Below are 16,840 nucleotides of genomic sequence, written 5' to 3'. Positions count from 1 at the left end.
TGACATATTGGAACAAACCCTTGATATGATTGGGTTTTATAACCGAAAAGGAGGTTTGAATTGTATACTCGTTACAGGAAATTCAAAAAACACCTTGCGGATGTAATCTATTTGTAATAAAATTTAGCAAGAGCAAAAATAACAGAAAAATAGAAATCTTGAGGTGTATTCATGACATCCAAACTAAACACACCGGCAAAGACACCTCTCCTGGAGGTCCGTAACCTACAGACCGGCTTTAAAATCGAGAAACAATACTATAACGCAGTTGAAGGAGTCTCCTTCAAGGTTGACCGCAAACAGATTGTCGGCATCGTCGGAGAGTCCGGTTGCGGCAAAAGCGTCATGTCGCTGTCCATCATGCATCTGCTGCCAAAGGGCATCGGAAAGGTGCGCGGAGGAGAGATCCTTTTCGAAGGTACCGACATCGTTGGATATAACGAGAAAAAGATGAATAACATTCGGGGCAAAGACATCTCCATGATCTTCCAGGAGCCGATGACTTCCCTGAATCCGGTATTCACAATCGGCTTCCAGATCACGGAAGTATTGCTGAATCACCAAGACATCACTAAAAACGAAGCAAGAGCGAAAGCGGTTACATTGCTGAAAAATGTGGGTATTCCCCGTGCTGATCAGATCATCGATGAGTATCCCCACCAGCTTTCCGGGGGAATGCGGCAGCGTGTGATGATCGCGATGGCGATTGCCTGCCAGCCGAAGCTGCTGATCGCGGACGAACCGACCACTGCACTTGATGTTACAGTGCAGGCCCAGATTCTGGATCTGCTGAAGAGTATCCAAGAAGTGAATGACATGTCGATCATGCTCATCACCCACGACCTTGGTGTTGTAGCCGAGATCTGCGATGTCGTCCTGGTTATGTATGCAGGCAAAATTGTGGAGCGGGCAACTGTCGAGGATCTGTTCGAAAATCCTCAGCACCCGTACACACAGCTCCTGATGGAGGCCATCCCGAAGATGGAGGAAGAAAAGGAGCGCCTGGCAACGATCGAAGGACTCGTTCCATCGGTCAAGGACATGCCTGCGGTCGGATGCCGGTTTGCGAACCGTTGCCCAAAAGCGATGCCGGAATGCATGCAGATCACCCCGCTCCTCGAAGACACAAAAGGCGGACACGAAGTGGCCTGCCTGCTGTATGAGGAAAGCTGGCCGAAAGAAGAAAGAGTAGGTGCACGATGACAACAAAAGACTTTACAGAACAGGGGAAACCGCAGCAAGAGCGCAAAAATCTCCTTGAAGTAAAAAACCTCAAAACTTATTATCCGATCCACGGCGGCTTTTTTAAGAGAGTCGTAGGAAACGTAAAAGCCGTGGATGATATCTCATTCACCATCAAAAAAGGGGAAACGATGGGTCTGGTCGGCGAGTCGGGATGCGGTAAATCCACAACCGGCCGGACGATCCTGCGCCTGATTAAGCCGACCGGCGGCCAGATCATCTTCGACGGAGAGGACATTACCAGGATCGGCGGATCCAAGCTTCGCAAGGCCCGCCAGGATTTCCAGATGGTGTTCCAGGATCCGTATGCGTCCCTTAACCCGATGCAGATGGTCGGCGACATCATTTCGGAGCCGATCAAGAACTTTGAGCGCCGGGATAAGAAAGAACTTGAAGAATTCGTCAAGTCCCTTCTGGTCCGGGTCGGCCTTCCGGAGACCGCTTACTATAAATACGCGCATGAATTCTCCGGCGGTCAGCGCCAGAGGATCGGCATTGCCAGGGCATTGGCCCTCAACCCGAAGCTCATCATTGCCGATGAGCCGGTATCCGCACTGGACGTTTCTGTCCAATCCCAGGTCCTGAACCTTCTGAAAGACCTTCAGAAAGAGTTCGACCTCACGTATCTGTTCATCGCCCACGACCTTAGTGTCGTCAAGCATATGAGCGATACGATCGGTGTCATGTATTTGGGCAATCTCGTCGAGGTTGCTTCAAATAAAGATCTTTACAGCGAGCCGCTGCACCCTTACACACAGGCGCTCATCTCCGCGATTCCGGAACCTGATCCGAAACTGCGGAAAGAGCGGATTGTGCTGCAGGGGGATGTGCCGAGTCCCGCGAACCCGCCGACAGGCTGCCCGTTCCATACGCGCTGCCCGATGGCACAGGAAATCTGTTCGCAGGAGAAGCCTCCACTGAAGGAGGTGAGACCGGGGCATCACGTTGCGTGCGTACTGTACTGATCAAAAAATATCCATGAAAATGGGGGGGAAACAAGCATGAAACGCAAATCCATGCTCTGGCTGTTCGCCATGATCCTCGTCCTTTCCGCATTCCTTGCGGCTTGTGGCGGCGGCGGCAGCGACGATGCGTCCGAAACTGATTCGGGCGATAGCAAAGACGGAGAAAAAGCGACTGAAGAACAATCCGGCGAGCCACAACAGGGCGGAACGCTCACATACGGTCTCGACGCTGTTCCTGAAGGTCTCTACAACTGGGCGTTCTACGGTATCGCTACAGATGCCGAAATCATCGATTTCTTCGATGAAGGTCTCATCGACTATGACGAGAACCTCCAGCCGATCCCTAACCTTGCTGAATGGGAAACTGAAGACAACCAGCACTTCACATTCAAGTTCAAGGAAGGCGTCAAGTGGCACAACGGTGAGGAACTCACAGTCAATGACTGGGTATTCGCACTTGAAACTATCGCGCACCCTGACTATGACGGCCCTCGTTACACAAACGTTGAAACAATCGAAGGTGCACCAGCATTCCGCGCAGGCGAAGCAGACAGCATTTCCGGCCTGAATGTCGTTGATGACTACACCATCGAAGTTACATTCGATGAGCCACGCCTGAACAACCTGACGAACATCTGGTCTTACCCGATGTCCCAGAAGGAATTTGAAGGAATCGAAGTGGCAGACATGTCCGGTTCCGAACAGGTCCGCACCAAGCCGGTCGGCCTCGGTCCGTTCAAAGTTGAAAACATCGTTCCCGGCGAGTCGATTGAACTCGTGAAAAACGAAGATTACTGGAATGGCGAAGTTAACCTCGACAAGGTCATCATCCGTGTTATCGACAACACGGCGACAGTCGGCGCTCTCCAGAATGGCGATATCGACATGATCTCGCTGCAGCCGGTTTCGGCTCCTGACGTTGAGAAACTCGACAACGTTGAAGTTGTAACCGCACCTGGCCTGTCGTACTACTATGTCGGCTTTAAACTCGGCAAATTCGACAACGCCTCGAAGACAATCACTGAAGAACTTCCGAAATATCAAGACGTCAACCTCCGTAAGGCTATGGCCCATGCCATCAACCGTGAAGAGTGGATCGACGCATTCTTCTTCGGCTACGGCAAGCCGGTCAACAAGCCGGTTCCGACTGCACACTGGATCGCAGCTGATGACAGTGAAGTCGAAGTATACGACTACGACCCAGAAAAAGCGAAACAACTCCTTGATGAAGCAGGCTTCGTTGATACAAACGACGACGGCTTCCGTGAAGATCCGAACGGCGAAGAATTCGTCGTGAAGTTCTCGCACTATGCAACAGGCAACCCTACTTTCGAATCCCGCTCGACAGCACTTGCCCAGTATTGGGAAGAAGTCGGCCTGAAGTCGGAAGTCGAAATGGTTGAAGTCAACCTTTACTACGACATGGTTGAAAAAGACGAACCTTCGATCGAAACATTCTTCGGCGGCTGGAGCACAGGCACAGACCCTGACCCGTCCGGACTTTGGAAAGCTGACCAGATCTGGAACTACCCGCGCTACAACAACCCTGAAGCGGACAAGCTCCTCGAACAAGCTCTGAGCGTTGAGGAAGTCGGCGACGACCAGGAGAAGCGTGCCCAGATCTATGCTGAATGGCAGAAGAAAGTAACTGAAGATGTTCCGATGATCTTCATCGCTGAACTCGATGAGATCATGGGAGTCGGCGAAAAAGTCGGCGGCTTCTCGATGGACGTTTCGGGCTACAACAGTCCTGCTGAATGGTATCTGAAACAATAATTACACTGATCTGACCTGTCAGTGGCGGGCGGCAAGCCCGTCCGCCACTGCTCTTTTTTTGCTCTTAAACACGGTAAGACGTATTTATTCTAAGGCTCTGTTAGCGGATAATGTTGATATTTAACTGTGGATTGGAGTGAAGGGCGGCGACTCCTGCATTGAAAGCGAAGGGGGCTGGTCAGCTCCGACAGGCATAAGACATGCCGCGCAGCGAAGCCTGCTTCGCGGAGTGGAATGGCTTATGACCCGAGGAGTTGGCCCTCTACAGCTGGACAGCGGAAAAGGAAGTGGGGAGAGACTTCGCAGAAGGCTCGATGCCTTCCCCGCGGAAAGCGTCCGCCCGTAACGGAAAGCAACAACACTCTATAACAGAGCCTAATTTAAATATCTCTTACCGTGTTTGAGAGTCACAACGAAGAGAGACAGACAAGAAGGAGAGTACCCGTATGCTTAAATACACGCTGCGCCGCGTTCTCGGCATGATTCCCATGCTGATCCTCGTATCCGTCGTGGTGTTCTTCCTGGCGAAGGCGATGCCCGGAGATTCATTGAGCGGCGAGATCGACCCGAACAACACCAACCCGGAGTACATAGCAGAGATGCGTGAAAAACTGGGTTACAATGATCCGGTATATGTCCAGTACTACCGCTGGGTAACTGACTTCATGCAGGGGGACTTCGGAAAATCGACACGCTATAAGATGCCGGTTGCCGACCTGATTGCGGAAAAGTTGCCGAACACCATTTTCCTGGCACTGACATCACTGCTGATCACCTATGTGTTGGCATTTGCAATGGGGATGTATTCAGGAAGGAAACCGTATACGGTCGGAGATAACCTCATTGCCGGATTCAACTATGCGGGCATAGCGATCCCTTCGTTTGTCGCCGGTGTATTCGCCGTATACTTCTTCGCATTCAAGCTGAACTGGTTCCCGTTTGCAGGATCAGTGGATATCGAAATTGACAGAGGAACACTTGAGTACTGGATGAGCCGCATCCACCACGTCATGCTTCCGGCATTTGTTCTCGGGATGTTCAGTACGGCGTCCTACACCCAGTTCCTCCGGAATGACCTGATTGAGAACTCGAGAAAAGACTTTGTTCGGACGGCACTCGCCAAAGGAACGCCGATGGGCAAAATCTATAATGTCCACATCCTTCGGAATTCCATCATCCCGCTCGTGACGTTCCTCGGATTCGATATCGCCGCACTTGTCGGCGGTGCCATTATCACGGAGAAGATCTTCACTTACCCGGGAATCGGGCTCCTGTTCCTGGATTCCGTCAACAACCGTGACTATCCGACCGTCATGGCTATCACGATGATGCTGTCCGCGATGGTCCTGATCGGCAACCTGATCGCCGATATCCTTTACGGAATCGTCGATCCGCGGATTCGCTTAGGTTAAGGAGGAAGCAACATCATGACAACCAATGCAGCAACCGGGGCCGTCAAGCGCCCCGAAAAGAGCTCATCTCCATGGGCGATTGCCAGGAGAAAATTCCTGAAAAATAAAATGGCGATGATCAGCACCGTATTCCTGATTCTTGTAATCATCCTTACTTTGCTGGCTCCATTCCTTGCACCTTATCTGTCGCCGATTCCTGACATCACCAAAGTCAATATCAGCAAAATGAGCATTGCGCCAAACGGTGACCACCTGCTCGGTACGGATAAGAGTGGACGAGACGTCATGACCAGGCTCCTTTACGGCGGAAGGATCTCACTTCTGGTCGGCGCGAGCGCGACATTGATCGTGGTCGTCCTCGGGACCATTGTCGGATCCGTGGCAGGATTTTTCGGCGGCGCGGTCGACAGCCTGCTTATGCGATTCACGGACTTTGTCCTGAACTTCCCGTTCCTTGTCTTCGTCATTGTCCTGAACACGATCCTCTTCGGGATCATTGACGGCCTCTGGGTTCTGATCCTTGTCATCGGGCTGCTCAGCTGGGGCGGGGTCGCGCGGATTGTGCGTTCGAAGGTGCTCGCGGAGAAGGAAAATGAATATGTTCTCGCAGCCATTTCGATCGGCACATCACCTGCGAAGGTCATCATCAAACACCTTCTGCCGAACGTCCTGTCAACGATCATTGTTCAGTCGACACTCCTGTTTGCGAGCCTGATCGTGGCGGAAACCGGTCTCAGTTACCTCGGATTCGGTGTCCCTCAGGAAACGCCGAGCTGGGGCAACATGCTCGCCTTCGCGAACGAACCGGATGTCCTCCAGGGCAAGCCGTGGATCTGGATGCCGCCGGCACTCATCATCACGGCAACCATTCTGTCCATCAACTTTATCGGGGAAGGCCTGAAAGATGCCCTCAACCCGAAATCCCAGCGCTGATTTAAATCAGTTCTTATACAAAAAGCGGATCCCTCCGAAAGAAGGGGTCCGCTTTTTCATATGGTGTATAAATCAGAGAAAGGATAGGGCGCATCCGATGAACCGAATCTTCCTGTTTCTCGTATCGTATGGACTCTGCGTCATCACGCTGTCACATCTTGTGCTATTTCTGAACTACCGGGCCCTGGGACATTCATGGGAAACAGTGTTCCGGTATATTTTGTCCACGGCGGACTTCAAGCTCATGGTCCTGTCGCTGATCGTGCTTATTTTCTGCGTTTCCGGCCGAGCCCCATCGCGGATTCCATCCGGGAAAGAGTAGCAGAAGCGATTGCATCGGCTTTCTCGGCACCTTCGTCAAGGATCCGGTCGAGCTCCTTTGAGCCGATCAGTTCATTGTAGCGCTCCTGAATCGGCGTGAGGTGCCCGATAACAGCTTCTGCCACGCCGGCTTTGAAGGCACCGTAGCCGCTGCCCTCATATTTCTGGACAAGTTCCTCGACTGTGTGGCCGGTCAGTGAGGCCTCGATATTCAGCAGGTTGCTTACACCAGGTTTGTTCGTGACATCATAAGCAACCTTGCCGTCCGAATCCGTTACCGCACTCTTGATCTTTTTCTCGATTTGTTTCGGCTCATCGAGAAGGGTGATGAGTGCTTTTTTGTTGGTGTCGGATTTGCTCATCTTCTTAAGCGGGTCCTGCAGGGACTTGATGCGGGCCCCGTGCTGCGGCAGCCGGATATCCGGAATGGTGAGCGTGTCTCCGTAACGCTTATTGAAGCGCTCAGCAAGATCGCGCGTCAGCTCTACGTGCTGCTTCTGGTCGTCACCGACGGGCACGATGTCAGAGTCATAAAGCAGAATGTCCGCCGCCATCAAAGGAGGGTAGGTGAGCAGGGCAGAAGAGACCGCCTCGCGGCCTTCGGATTTGTCTTTGAACTGAGTCATGCGCTCGAGTTCTCCAATATAAGAAATGCACTGCATGATCCATCCTGCCTGGGCATGTGCCGGAACCTCCGACTGGATGAACAGCGTTGCCTTTTCAGGATCGATGCCTGCCGCAATATAGGTGGCCGCAAGACGACGGATGGCCTCGCTGAGGTCATCAGGCTCTTGGGGCATCGTAATCGCATGCTGATCAACGATGCTGAAAATACAGTCGTACTCATGCTGAAGTTCTGTAAACTGCCGGAATGCGCCGATATAGTTGCCAAGTGTCACTGTACCAGTCGGCTGCACCCCTGAGAAAATCCGCTTCATTCATAAAACCTCCCGAAAAATAAAAAAATCACCATGCCATCCCATTAAAAAGGGACGGATGATGTTTAATCAGCCGCGGTACCACCCGCATTGCCCGAAGGCCGCTCAGCCCCTTAACGCGGGCGGACGGGCCGGGCTACTGAAGTTCGCCCGGCCGGCTCCGGAGTCCATTCACCGGGGACCGCCGTCCTGTTCGCACCATCCACAGGCTCTCTGTGCGGCAGGTCCCCGCTTACTCTTCTCCATCGAAGCTGATCATCAATTTCTAACTATTATATAGCCCGCCCCGGGAACTTGCAACTGCCTGTCACGAATCTTCTTGAAATTCCTTCCTTCTAATTGTCTGAGCTGATAGAATAATAGGCACAAGAGAAAAAGGGGTTGTTTGCATGAAACTTAAATGGATGGCGGCGCTTGCTCTCGTGGGCACAATGGCAGCAGCTCCGGTAGCCGCGGCCGAGGAGCCTGCTGATGATTTCAAAGGCGTGACCTATGAATACGGAGAGATCGATCAGGAAATGGTGGCTTCATCCAAGCTGTTCCGCTTCGACTCGGGACTGTCATTCGAATATCCGGACGCGGTCAGAGGTGTTTATGTGACAGGACATTCTGCGGGAGGAGAAAGATTCGGACGTCTTGTTAATCTGATTGAAAAATCCGATCTGAATGCCATGGTCATCGACATCAAAGATGATTTCGGATACTTGACCTACGAACCGACGGAAGACTCACCGCTCCATGAAATGGGGATCGGCCAGCCATACATAAAAGACCCGAGAGCGATGCTGGTGGAGCTTGAGGAAAAGCAGATCTATCCGATCGCCAGGGTGGTAGTCTTCAAAGATACCATACTAGCTGAGAAGCGCCCGGACCTTTCTTACACGACCGGAGGGCAGGTGTGGAAAAACGGACGCAAAGAAGCGTTCGTCAGCCCCTTCATGAAAGAAGTCTGGGATTACAATGTCGAAATCGCCATCGAAGCGGCCAAGCTGGGGTTCAAAGAGATCCAGTTTGATTATGTCCGTTTCCCTGAAGGGTTCGAGACGAGGGCGGATTCACTTCAGTATACGTTCGGCGACTACGAGGACTCGGAGCTGGATCCGATCCAGCGTCGCGTCCAGGCTGTCACGGACTTTGTTGCCTATGCCAGGGAGCAGCTGAAACCTTATGACGTGGAAGTCTCCGTGGATATCTTCGGCTACTCGGCCACTTTGCCTGAAGCGCCGGGCATCGGACAGAACTTCTCGAAGATATCGGAAAATGTGGATGTTATTTCTTCGATGATCTACCCGAGCCACTGGACTTCCTATTTCGGCATCTCAAAGCCCGACCTGGAACCATACCGTCTCGTGGCCGAATACGCAAAGGTCGAGAACGAGAAGCTTGCGGCCCTCGAAACCCCGCCGGTCTCCCGGCCGTGGCTGCAGGACTTCACCGCAAGCTGGCTGGGGAGCGGCAATTATAAGCGCTACGGTAAAGCGGAAGTGGAGGCGCAGATCAAGGCGCTCAACGACGCAGGCATTGATGAGTTCCTCCTGTGGAATGCAGGAAACACATATACGGAAGGCGTCGACTACACGCCGTGAAAAAGCAGGTTCACACCAATTTAATTTACAGGTGTGGGCCTTTTTTCGTTTATCTCTATATAAAATGGGAAATAGTACAAATAAAGCGGAACTTATTTTCACCCGGGACGTACTAATAGATAGGGAGGCCATCATGGTCCCGCTTTTCCGCTATTTTCATTCGCCATGCCATAATTGAGAATGGACTGTCAAACTGTGTTTGTGCCTATTCCGGAATGGGTATAACAGCTCCGACGCAAACGTCCGCTCGGTATAGCCGGAAAATATAGCGAAGGTGTGAAGGTTAACGGCTAAATGAAAACTTTTTTCAAAACTGTGTTTCGCCAAGTATAAAAATGGTGTATAATAAACTTATGACATTAGACATTAGAATGATTTTAAAATAGCATATTCAAACAGATTCCAACTTCCTACTTCTTGAAAGGACGTGTTGTGGATGAGCGTGACCCTCTTTACATCCCCTAGCTGTACTTCCTGCCGAAAGGCGAAAGCCTGGCTGGAGGAACATGAGATTCCATATACAGAACGGAACATTTTCTCCGAGTCCCTGACGATCGATGAGATCAAGCAGATCCTTCGTATGACGGAGGACGGGACGGATGAAATCATATCGACCCGTTCGAAAATCTTCCAGAAGCTTGATGTCGATCTGGAGAGCCTGCCTCTGCATGAGCTATATGAACTGATCCAGGAACATCCGGGCCTTCTGAGGCGACCGATTATCCTGGACGACAAACGGCTTCAGGTCGGTTATAACGAGGATGAAATCAGACGTTTCCTTCCGCGCAAAGTAAGGGCATACCAGCTCCTTGAAGCACAGCGGATGGTCAACTGAGAAAAATGGGTGGACTGACGGGATGTTCCGAATGACCTGTCAGTCTTTTTCGTTTTTTTCTCTTGCTTTCCTGCATTTGCTCCAATACAATGCTAATACTACAAGCAGCCGCTCCGACTGGACACGCCTTTCCAGTTTTGACGGTGACGGCATATACTGACAGCAGGACACTTGCCATCGGCGGAATGCATTGTCACACCCGGCTCTGAGAAGACCGTCGGAAAGGAGAGGTGTAACATGGAAATCGAACGCATCAATGAAAATACTGTAAAGTTTTTCATTTCGTATATTGATATTGAAGAACGCGGTTTTACGCGCGACGAGATCTGGTACAATCGCGACCGGAGTGAAGAGCTGTTCTGGGAAATGATGGAGGAAGTCGATGAGGAAGCCGACTTCACCATCGAGGGGCCGCTCTGGATCCAGGTCCACGCGATGGATAAGGGACTTGAAGTGACCGTGACCCGCGCCCAGGTGTCCCGTGACGGGAAGCAGCTGGAACCTCCGTTCGGCCAGGACGGGAAACGGATGTTCCAGGAAGATGAATCTTCATACGCAGACCTCCAAAATCTTGACCAGTACGTCCCCGGATTCCGCCAGGAAGAGGACGACTGGGAAGATTCCACCTTCCTCGTCGGCGAATTCGATGATCTGATCCCGCTGGCGCAGATACTAAAAGAAGAGGCGCTCCGAACTTCGCTGCATCTTTTCGAGGATCACTATTATCTACATGTGGGCTTCGACGGCCTGCCTGGCGATGAAGATGACCTCGAGGATGTGGTCAGCGTGCTCACAGAGTATCTTCAGCGGACGAACGTCACGATTCACCGCATCGAGGAGTACGGTAAAACGATTATCGCCGAAGACGTCTTTGGCACCATCGCGGAACATTTCTGATTTCAGGGCTGTACGGAACCGACCGTGCAGCTTTTTTCTTTTGGTCGGGAAAAGCCAAACTAATGAGATCTCCAGATGCGGATTGCAAAATCCGCATCTTTTTATTTTGGCGTGATTTTTTGGGGTAAAATTTAATTTTGGAACAAATTCAGAAGTCAAAATCAAAAAATGGCAATTCCTTTGTCAGTGAGTGTGGTTGCCGGAATTCATGAACGCGCTTACAATGTCGGAAAGAGAGGGGGAAGGATGCATCATGTTGGCCGCTGTATTGGATGATGGGACACCAATGATCATTACTCAGGAGCTGACCAGAGACTCACTCCATGCACTCAAGGGCAAGCATCATTTCCGCTGCCCTCAATGCCTGGGGAAAATGTGGCTGAAAATAGGGGATGTACGGGTTCCGCATTTTGCCCATGCAGCAAGAAGCGACTGCAGGCGCATGTTTTCGGAAGGGGAGACACCAACCCATCTTGCCGGAAAACAACAGCTTTATGACATGTTTACCGGGCTCGGGCTCAGGACGGGCATGGAGACCTCTCTGAATGCCCTTGGGCAGCGGCCCGACTTGCTGGTGGAATATGACGGCCGGGCACATGCCATCGAGTTCCAATGCAGCCGGATCCCGCCCGTGCTGGTCAGGAGACGGACAGAAGGCTATGAACAGGGCGGCGTTATTCCGCATTGGATTCCGGCCACTCCTGAAAAATGGAGTGCGGGCGGACAGCCGGTGCGTGCCCTGGCCATCTCTGAATTTTTGCAGCTGTTCATCCGGCAGGACAGCCAGAACGGAAAGTACCTGATGACCTATGACCCGATTACCAAACACTTTTTTTATTTCATCCATCCGATGCATATCAGCGGCAACACATTCCTTGGGAAACTTGTCGCCATCCCTTATTCACTTCAAAAGTTCCCGTTTGCGGTCCCATCTCCGGCTGATGAAGAAACGTTCGGGCAGTATTTAAAGATTTACTCTTCAAGGCGGCAATCGCATCTGAACCGTCGAGTCTCATACAACAGGAAAGGCATCAGAGATCCGCTTCTACGGGCATGCTACGAGAACCGGATCAGCGCAGAACGGTTGCCGCCCCTGATCGGTGTGCCGACACCCGGAGCGGAAGCTTTCAAAGAGAATGATGCGGAGTGGCAGGCTTTGTTCGTATTCTTTGTGTTCGGGGAAAAGGTGAAGGATCCAGAAAGTCCTGTTGTTATCCGAAACTTTCTGAGGACAGTCCCGCCCGAAAAGGGAGATGGTTTTGCTGCAGTTTCTGCCTATGGCCGTTTTCTTGCTTCCAGCGGCGTCACATGCCTGAAGGACATCTTCGGCTGTACGGAGCTGGCGGCTCCGTCAATCTTGTTTCTTTGGAAAGAATTCCTTGCAAGCCATAATGAATATTGAGAAAATGTTCTTGAGTTTATTTTGGCAATCGAAGGAAGGAGCAATCCAATGAGCAACGAACCCAAAACGGATGTGCTGACAAGAGACGAGGTCGCAGTCGAAGAGACGTGGCGTCTGGAAGATATCTTCGCGTCGGACGATCAATGGGAAACCGAATACAAGGCCATTGAAGAACTGGCAAAGAAAGCGGATACATTCCGCGGCACACTCGGAAATAGCCCGCAGGAACTTTTGGCTGCCATGAAATACCGGGATGAGCTGTCCGAGCGCCTCCAGCGCCTCTACGCGTATTCTCACATGCGCTATGACCAGGACACGGCGAACAGCACCTACCAGGCGATGGACAGCCGGGCAAAATCGCTGTATGTCAAAATTTCAACAGGACTGTCCTATTTGGTCCCTGAACTTCTTTCGATCGACGAGGAGAAGCTTACCCGCTTCGTGGAAGACGAGAAAGAGCTGCAGGTCTACCGCCATGCCCTCGAAGAAGTGAACCGCCAGCGGCCACACGTCCTGCCGGCAGATCAGGAAGCGCTCCTCGCGCAGTTCTCCGAGGTGGCCAATGCATCATCCGAGACTTTCGGCATGCTGAACAACGCTGACCTGGAGTTTCCGACGATCAAAGATGAAAACGGCGACGAGGTAAAGCTGACCCACGGTCGTTATACGACGTTCCTCGAAAGCGGTGACCAGTCGGTGAGGGAAGCGGCATTCCGCGCAATGTACGGTACGTACGGGAAGTTCCGCAATACCTTCGCATCGACATTGGCAGGTGAGGTCAAATCGAATAACGTGAACGCACGCATCAGGAATTATTCATCGGCACGGGAAGCGGCTCTTTCGAACAATCATATCCCGGAATCCGTCTATGATAACCTCGTTTCAACGATCAACGATAACCTTCACCTGCTGCACAGGTATGTGGCGCTCCGGAAAAAGCTTCTTGGTGTGGACGAACTTCATATGTGGGACCTCTATACTCCACTTGTAAAAGATGTTGAAATGAAAGTTCCTTATGAAGAAGCCAAAAAGCTGATGCTTGAGGGACTGGCACCACTGGGTGACGAATATACGGAAATTCTCCGGGAGGGTCTTGAGAACCGTTGGGTGGATGTCCGTGAAAACAAAGGCAAACGCTCCGGCGCCTATTCATCCGGGTCTTATGGGACAAACCCGTACATCCTCATGAACTGGCAGGACAATGTGAACAACCTGTTCACGCTCGCCCATGAATTCGGCCACAGTGTCCACAGCTATTACACACGGAACAACCAGCCGTTCATCTACGGCGATTACACCATCTTTGTCGCGGAGGTCGCTTCGACCTGCAATGAAGCGCTCCTGAACGATCATCTTCTGAAGACGCTGGACGATGAACAGAAAAAGATCTATCTGCTCAATCACTGGCTGGAAGGCTTCCGCGGCACGGTATTCCGCCAAACGATGTTTGCGGAATTCGAGCATGCGATCCACCAGCTTGATCAGCAGGGAGTCGCACTTACCGCCGATAAGCTGACCGAAGTGTACTATGAGCTCAACAAGAAATACTTTGGTGATGACATCATCGCCGACGAGGAGATTGGCCTCGAGTGGGCGCGCATCCCGCACTTCTACTATAACTACTACGTGTATCAGTATGCGACGGGATATAGCGCTGCAGTCGCTCTCAGCAACAAAATCCTTGAAGAGGGAGAGCCGGCCGTTGAACGCTATATCAGCCGCTTCCTGAAGGCAGGTTCTTCCGACTATCCGATTGAAGTCCTGAAGCAGGCAGGGGTCGACATGACTTCAAGCCAGCCGATTGAGGAAGCTTGCCGGGCCTTTGAAGAGAAGCTTTCCGAACTTGAGAAATTGCTCGGCTGAACCATCCGCTTGAAGAAGCGTGAACGATGCCGGCAACAGACTGCAGACAATGTATCCTTGTCTGCAGTTTTTTCTGCGTTATGACTTGGACAACTGATCTTAGCCAGGGTGGGAAGTATCGGACAGTTCCGTTTCTCATCATTCAGATTCTTTTTGCTGGAATAGTAAAATTAGGGTTGAAAACGCTCGCAATATGACAACCCTGTGAATTCTTATGTGAAATCTTGCGCAATCAATTATTTCGTGATAAATTAAGAGCGTGAAATATTTCACGAAAACAAACACCCCTTTTGTTTGAACGTGAACATTTCCCCCATCCCCTTCGTGTAATACGAAAATGGCACCCGCTCCTCCCCCGGAGCGGGTGCTCTTTATTTTTTCGGCTTTGTTTATAGAGTGTGTTGTTGCTTTCCGTTACAGGCGGACGCTTTCCGGGGGGAAGGCTAAGGTAATGCCCGCGGACTAGCGGCGCCGTTACGAAGAAGGGCGTCTGTGACCAAAAGCGAAAGCGCTGGTCAACAACGATCTTCCTGCGACCAAAACGCAGTTTTGGTAAGCAAGGGCCTGGAACTGAAATCAATAATTATACTTTTTCAGTGCCCACCTCGTCCGCCGGGTCCTAACAATAAAGCCGGGACCTTTTATCAGGTCCCGGCTTTCGTGATTGCTTAGGAAGTTATAAATCGTCACTCTGTGGATAACGGATATTTCGTGGCGTCTCCGTCCAGCTCCAACGCCCAGCAACTAGCAAACTTCACCCTTCTCCACTGCGATAAGTCAACATCGACTCGTTCCTCGCCGTGTTTCCTTTATCTCATTGCGAAGGGCTCCAGTTTGTACGTTGCTTAGCGGGCGCTTGCGCTTTTGTTCTTATAAGTCCATTTTTCTGCGCCAGAGAGTGGCGCCCCGGACTGGCAGGCATTCGATGCGGCGCTGGAGCAGGCGTTTCTTCAGCTCGCGCTCTGCCGTACGGACATTCACCTTATAAATGGCGGCGATTTCACCTGTTGTCAGGGAGTCGAACCGCCTGAAGAGTTCGTCAAGGGATGGAGGGACGGCTTTTTCCATCTGCCGGCCGAGCAGTTCCTCAAGTACTTTTACATACATTTCATAGTCGTGGATGCCTTCCACCATGAGGCCCTCGTCTTCGAAGTTGTTGTTGAAAAAGACGAAACTTGGAGCCTGGTGCACTTCCATCTCCCGGGAGATGTACAGATCGCACTGAAATGACTTGGCAGCATTGACCGACCTGAAGTCCTGGATGAACTCTGCCGCATCAATCCCCGTCAGTTCGGCGATTTCGAGAAGGACTTCCTGGGTCGTGATGTCACGACCCTTCAGGAAGCGGTAGTCGAGAAGCCTGGACAAGTACTTGAATCCGGCCCGCTTCCCCTGGAACTCAGCAGCTTTGACAGCGACTGCCGGCAGAGCCGGATGGGGGACCCGTGTATCATGGGGGCCCTGGCCAAGGTTCTTTTGTGGAGAGAGGGAGGTCTTCATGATGATCCGATAAGTGAAGTACTGTTCATACTCTACCTGGAGGCGGCGGAGGACCGGAATCAGCCCATAGCAGCCGGCATCGGAAGGGTCGATGAAGACATAGAGTTCAAGCGGTTTGGACGAGCATTCTGCCGCCAGCATCTCGGAATGATTGGGAAGCAGGTTCAAGGCGATCCCTCCTCATCCGGTGTGGTCCGGTTGACCATATGGTTTGCAGTCAGGATCAGCCGGTTATAGAAGTCATCACGGATCTTGCCTTCCATCCCGACCTCATCCATCGCCTCGGCCATGCACTCGAGCCAGGCCTGTGCGCGGTCGTATGTGATCGGAAACGGCATATGCCGTGCCCGCAGCATGGGATGCCCATGCTCTTCGCTATATAGATTGGGGCCACCCAGGAACTGGGTAAGGAACTGTTTTTGTTTCCTGGCGGTTTCAGTCAGATCATCTGGGAAAATGGGATAGAGCATCGGATGCCGGGCGACTTTCCCGTAGAACGTGTCGACGAGATCGGACAGCAGCTCCGGGCCGATCTCTTCATAAGGAATGATGGGTTTCCGGGTCATGATGCATGCTCCTTTGCAAACTCCATTGCCTGTGATTGTAGACTCATTCTATCAACCGGATTCCGGTTCTACAAATAAATCGATTTCCATCCGGGTGACAGGCCTTTGTTCCCAATTGGTAACTGCGCGCGGATGCAGGCTGTGATAGACTGAAGTGAGATGAATTGCTTGTTGAGAAAGGAAGAGAACTTGAGATGAATCAGCCAATCATTCAGAGTGCCGGAACAACCGGCGATGTAACCGAATTTATCCTGCGGGAAGGGACGGAATTGTCCGGAATGCGTCCCGCCGGAAGAATGATCACCGACACCGATTCCGGGACGTTCGTCTACCTGCTGGACGACGGGGAGCGGTTCGTCCATGTTCATTTTCCGGAAGAGGTCTGGCCGCAGATGGCGACAGCCCTGCAAAGCGGACAGACGCCCGAGCTCTCCGGCGGTGGACACCGGCTCGAGCTGGTGAATTTCGCGGAGGAGCTGGAGATGCTGATTTTCAATATCGAAGGCAATGACAATTACGGCGAGGTCTTCTCGACGGCGGTCGAGAAGGCATTTAGTCAGATCCTGGGCGCCTGAGCAGCGCCAGACCGAACGGGGGAGTAGCC

General features: G+C 51.9%; 14 protein-coding genes and 1 other annotated feature. Of the genes, 11 read left to right on the top strand and 3 right to left on the bottom strand.

The annotated features are described in order from the left end of the window. Positions 1–171: 171 nt before the first annotated feature. The 5 genes from BMX91_RS11290 (at position 172) to opp4C (ending at position 6,328) form a co-directional block, all read left to right on the top strand. On the top strand, positions 172–1,203 hold the full coding sequence (locus BMX91_RS11290) for an ABC transporter ATP-binding protein (protein ID WP_092054144.1): 1,032 nt from the start codon (positions 172–174) through the stop codon (positions 1,201–1,203). Further along, positions 1,200–2,207: an ABC transporter ATP-binding protein gene (locus BMX91_RS11285; RefSeq protein WP_092054140.1), complete on the top strand. Its 1,008-nt coding sequence runs from the start codon at positions 1,200–1,202 to the stop codon at positions 2,205–2,207. Before BMX91_RS11290 ends, BMX91_RS11285 begins: the two co-directional genes overlap by 4 nt. A gap of 36 nt (positions 2,208–2,243) precedes the next feature. Then, the gene (opp4A, locus tag BMX91_RS11280; protein WP_092054136.1) at positions 2,244–3,983 is read left to right on the top strand and encodes an oligopeptide ABC transporter substrate-binding protein; all 1,740 of its coding nucleotides are present in this window, start codon (positions 2,244–2,246) and stop codon (positions 3,981–3,983) included. Positions 3,984–4,429: 446 nt separating this feature from the next. After that, positions 4,430–5,395 (top strand): oligopeptide ABC transporter permease, encoded by a 966-nt coding sequence (gene opp4B / locus BMX91_RS11275; protein ID WP_092054132.1) that lies wholly within the window; start codon positions 4,430–4,432, stop codon positions 5,393–5,395. 15 nt (positions 5,396–5,410) lie between these two features. Next, a complete protein-coding gene (opp4C, locus tag BMX91_RS11270; protein ID WP_092054127.1) occupies positions 5,411–6,328 on the top strand; it encodes an oligopeptide ABC transporter permease in 918 nt (305 codons plus the stop codon). Between the two features lie 266 nt (positions 6,329–6,594). Here the strand turns inward: opp4C and trpS are convergent, their stop codons facing one another. Then, positions 6,595–7,587, bottom strand: coding sequence for a tryptophan--tRNA ligase (trpS, locus tag BMX91_RS11260; protein ID WP_092054118.1), 993 nt, complete (start codon positions 7,585–7,587; stop codon positions 6,595–6,597). Positions 7,588–7,634: 47 nt separating this feature from the next. Then, positions 7,635–7,845, bottom strand: a binding site (T-box leader). Positions 7,846–7,976: 131 nt separating this feature from the next. Here trpS and BMX91_RS11255 point away from each other — a divergent pair. From BMX91_RS11255 to pepF, 5 genes are all read left to right on the top strand, one after another. Next, on the top strand, positions 7,977–9,173 hold the full coding sequence (locus tag BMX91_RS11255) for a putative glycoside hydrolase (protein ID WP_092054113.1): 1,197 nt from the start codon (positions 7,977–7,979) through the stop codon (positions 9,171–9,173). 436 nt (positions 9,174–9,609) lie between these two features. After that, positions 9,610–10,008: a transcriptional regulator SpxA gene (gene spxA / locus BMX91_RS11250; RefSeq protein ID WP_008296836.1), complete on the top strand. Its 399-nt coding sequence runs from the start codon at positions 9,610–9,612 to the stop codon at positions 10,006–10,008. A gap of 237 nt (positions 10,009–10,245) precedes the next feature. Then, a complete protein-coding gene (gene mecA / locus BMX91_RS11245) occupies positions 10,246–10,905 on the top strand; it encodes an adaptor protein MecA (protein ID WP_092054109.1) in 660 nt (219 codons plus the stop codon). A 253-nt stretch (positions 10,906–11,158) separates the two neighbouring features. Further along, complete coding sequence (locus tag BMX91_RS11240) at positions 11,159–12,307, top strand: competence protein CoiA (RefSeq protein ID WP_177168363.1); 1,149 nt, start codon at positions 11,159–11,161, stop codon at positions 12,305–12,307. A 48-nt stretch (positions 12,308–12,355) separates the two neighbouring features. Continuing rightward, complete coding sequence (gene pepF / locus BMX91_RS11235; RefSeq protein WP_092054101.1) at positions 12,356–14,170, top strand: oligoendopeptidase F; 1,815 nt, start codon at positions 12,356–12,358, stop codon at positions 14,168–14,170. A gap of 870 nt (positions 14,171–15,040) precedes the next feature. On the opposite strand, the gene BMX91_RS11230 is transcribed toward pepF, so the two are convergent. Beyond that, the gene (locus BMX91_RS11230; RefSeq protein ID WP_092054097.1) at positions 15,041–15,838 is read right to left on the bottom strand and encodes a DsbA family protein; all 798 of its coding nucleotides are present in this window, start codon (positions 15,836–15,838) and stop codon (positions 15,041–15,043) included. After that, positions 15,835–16,236: a globin domain-containing protein gene (locus tag BMX91_RS11225; protein WP_092054093.1), complete on the bottom strand. Its 402-nt coding sequence runs from the start codon at positions 16,234–16,236 to the stop codon at positions 15,835–15,837. The genes BMX91_RS11230 and BMX91_RS11225 overlap by 4 nt, the downstream gene beginning before the upstream one ends. A gap of 194 nt (positions 16,237–16,430) precedes the next feature. Here BMX91_RS11225 and BMX91_RS11220 point away from each other — a divergent pair, with 194 nt between their 5' ends. After that, the gene (locus BMX91_RS11220; RefSeq protein WP_092054089.1) at positions 16,431–16,811 is read left to right on the top strand and encodes a UPF0738 family protein; all 381 of its coding nucleotides are present in this window, start codon (positions 16,431–16,433) and stop codon (positions 16,809–16,811) included. The last annotated feature ends 29 nt before the right edge of the window (positions 16,812–16,840 follow it).

The sequence above is a fragment of the Bhargavaea ginsengi genome (assembly GCF_900109165.1).
Lineage (GTDB): Bacteria > Bacillota > Bacilli > Bacillales_A > Planococcaceae > Bhargavaea > Bhargavaea ginsengi.
Note: the sequence above shows the minus strand (reverse complement) of the source record. Positions and strands in the feature narration are given on the sequence as shown.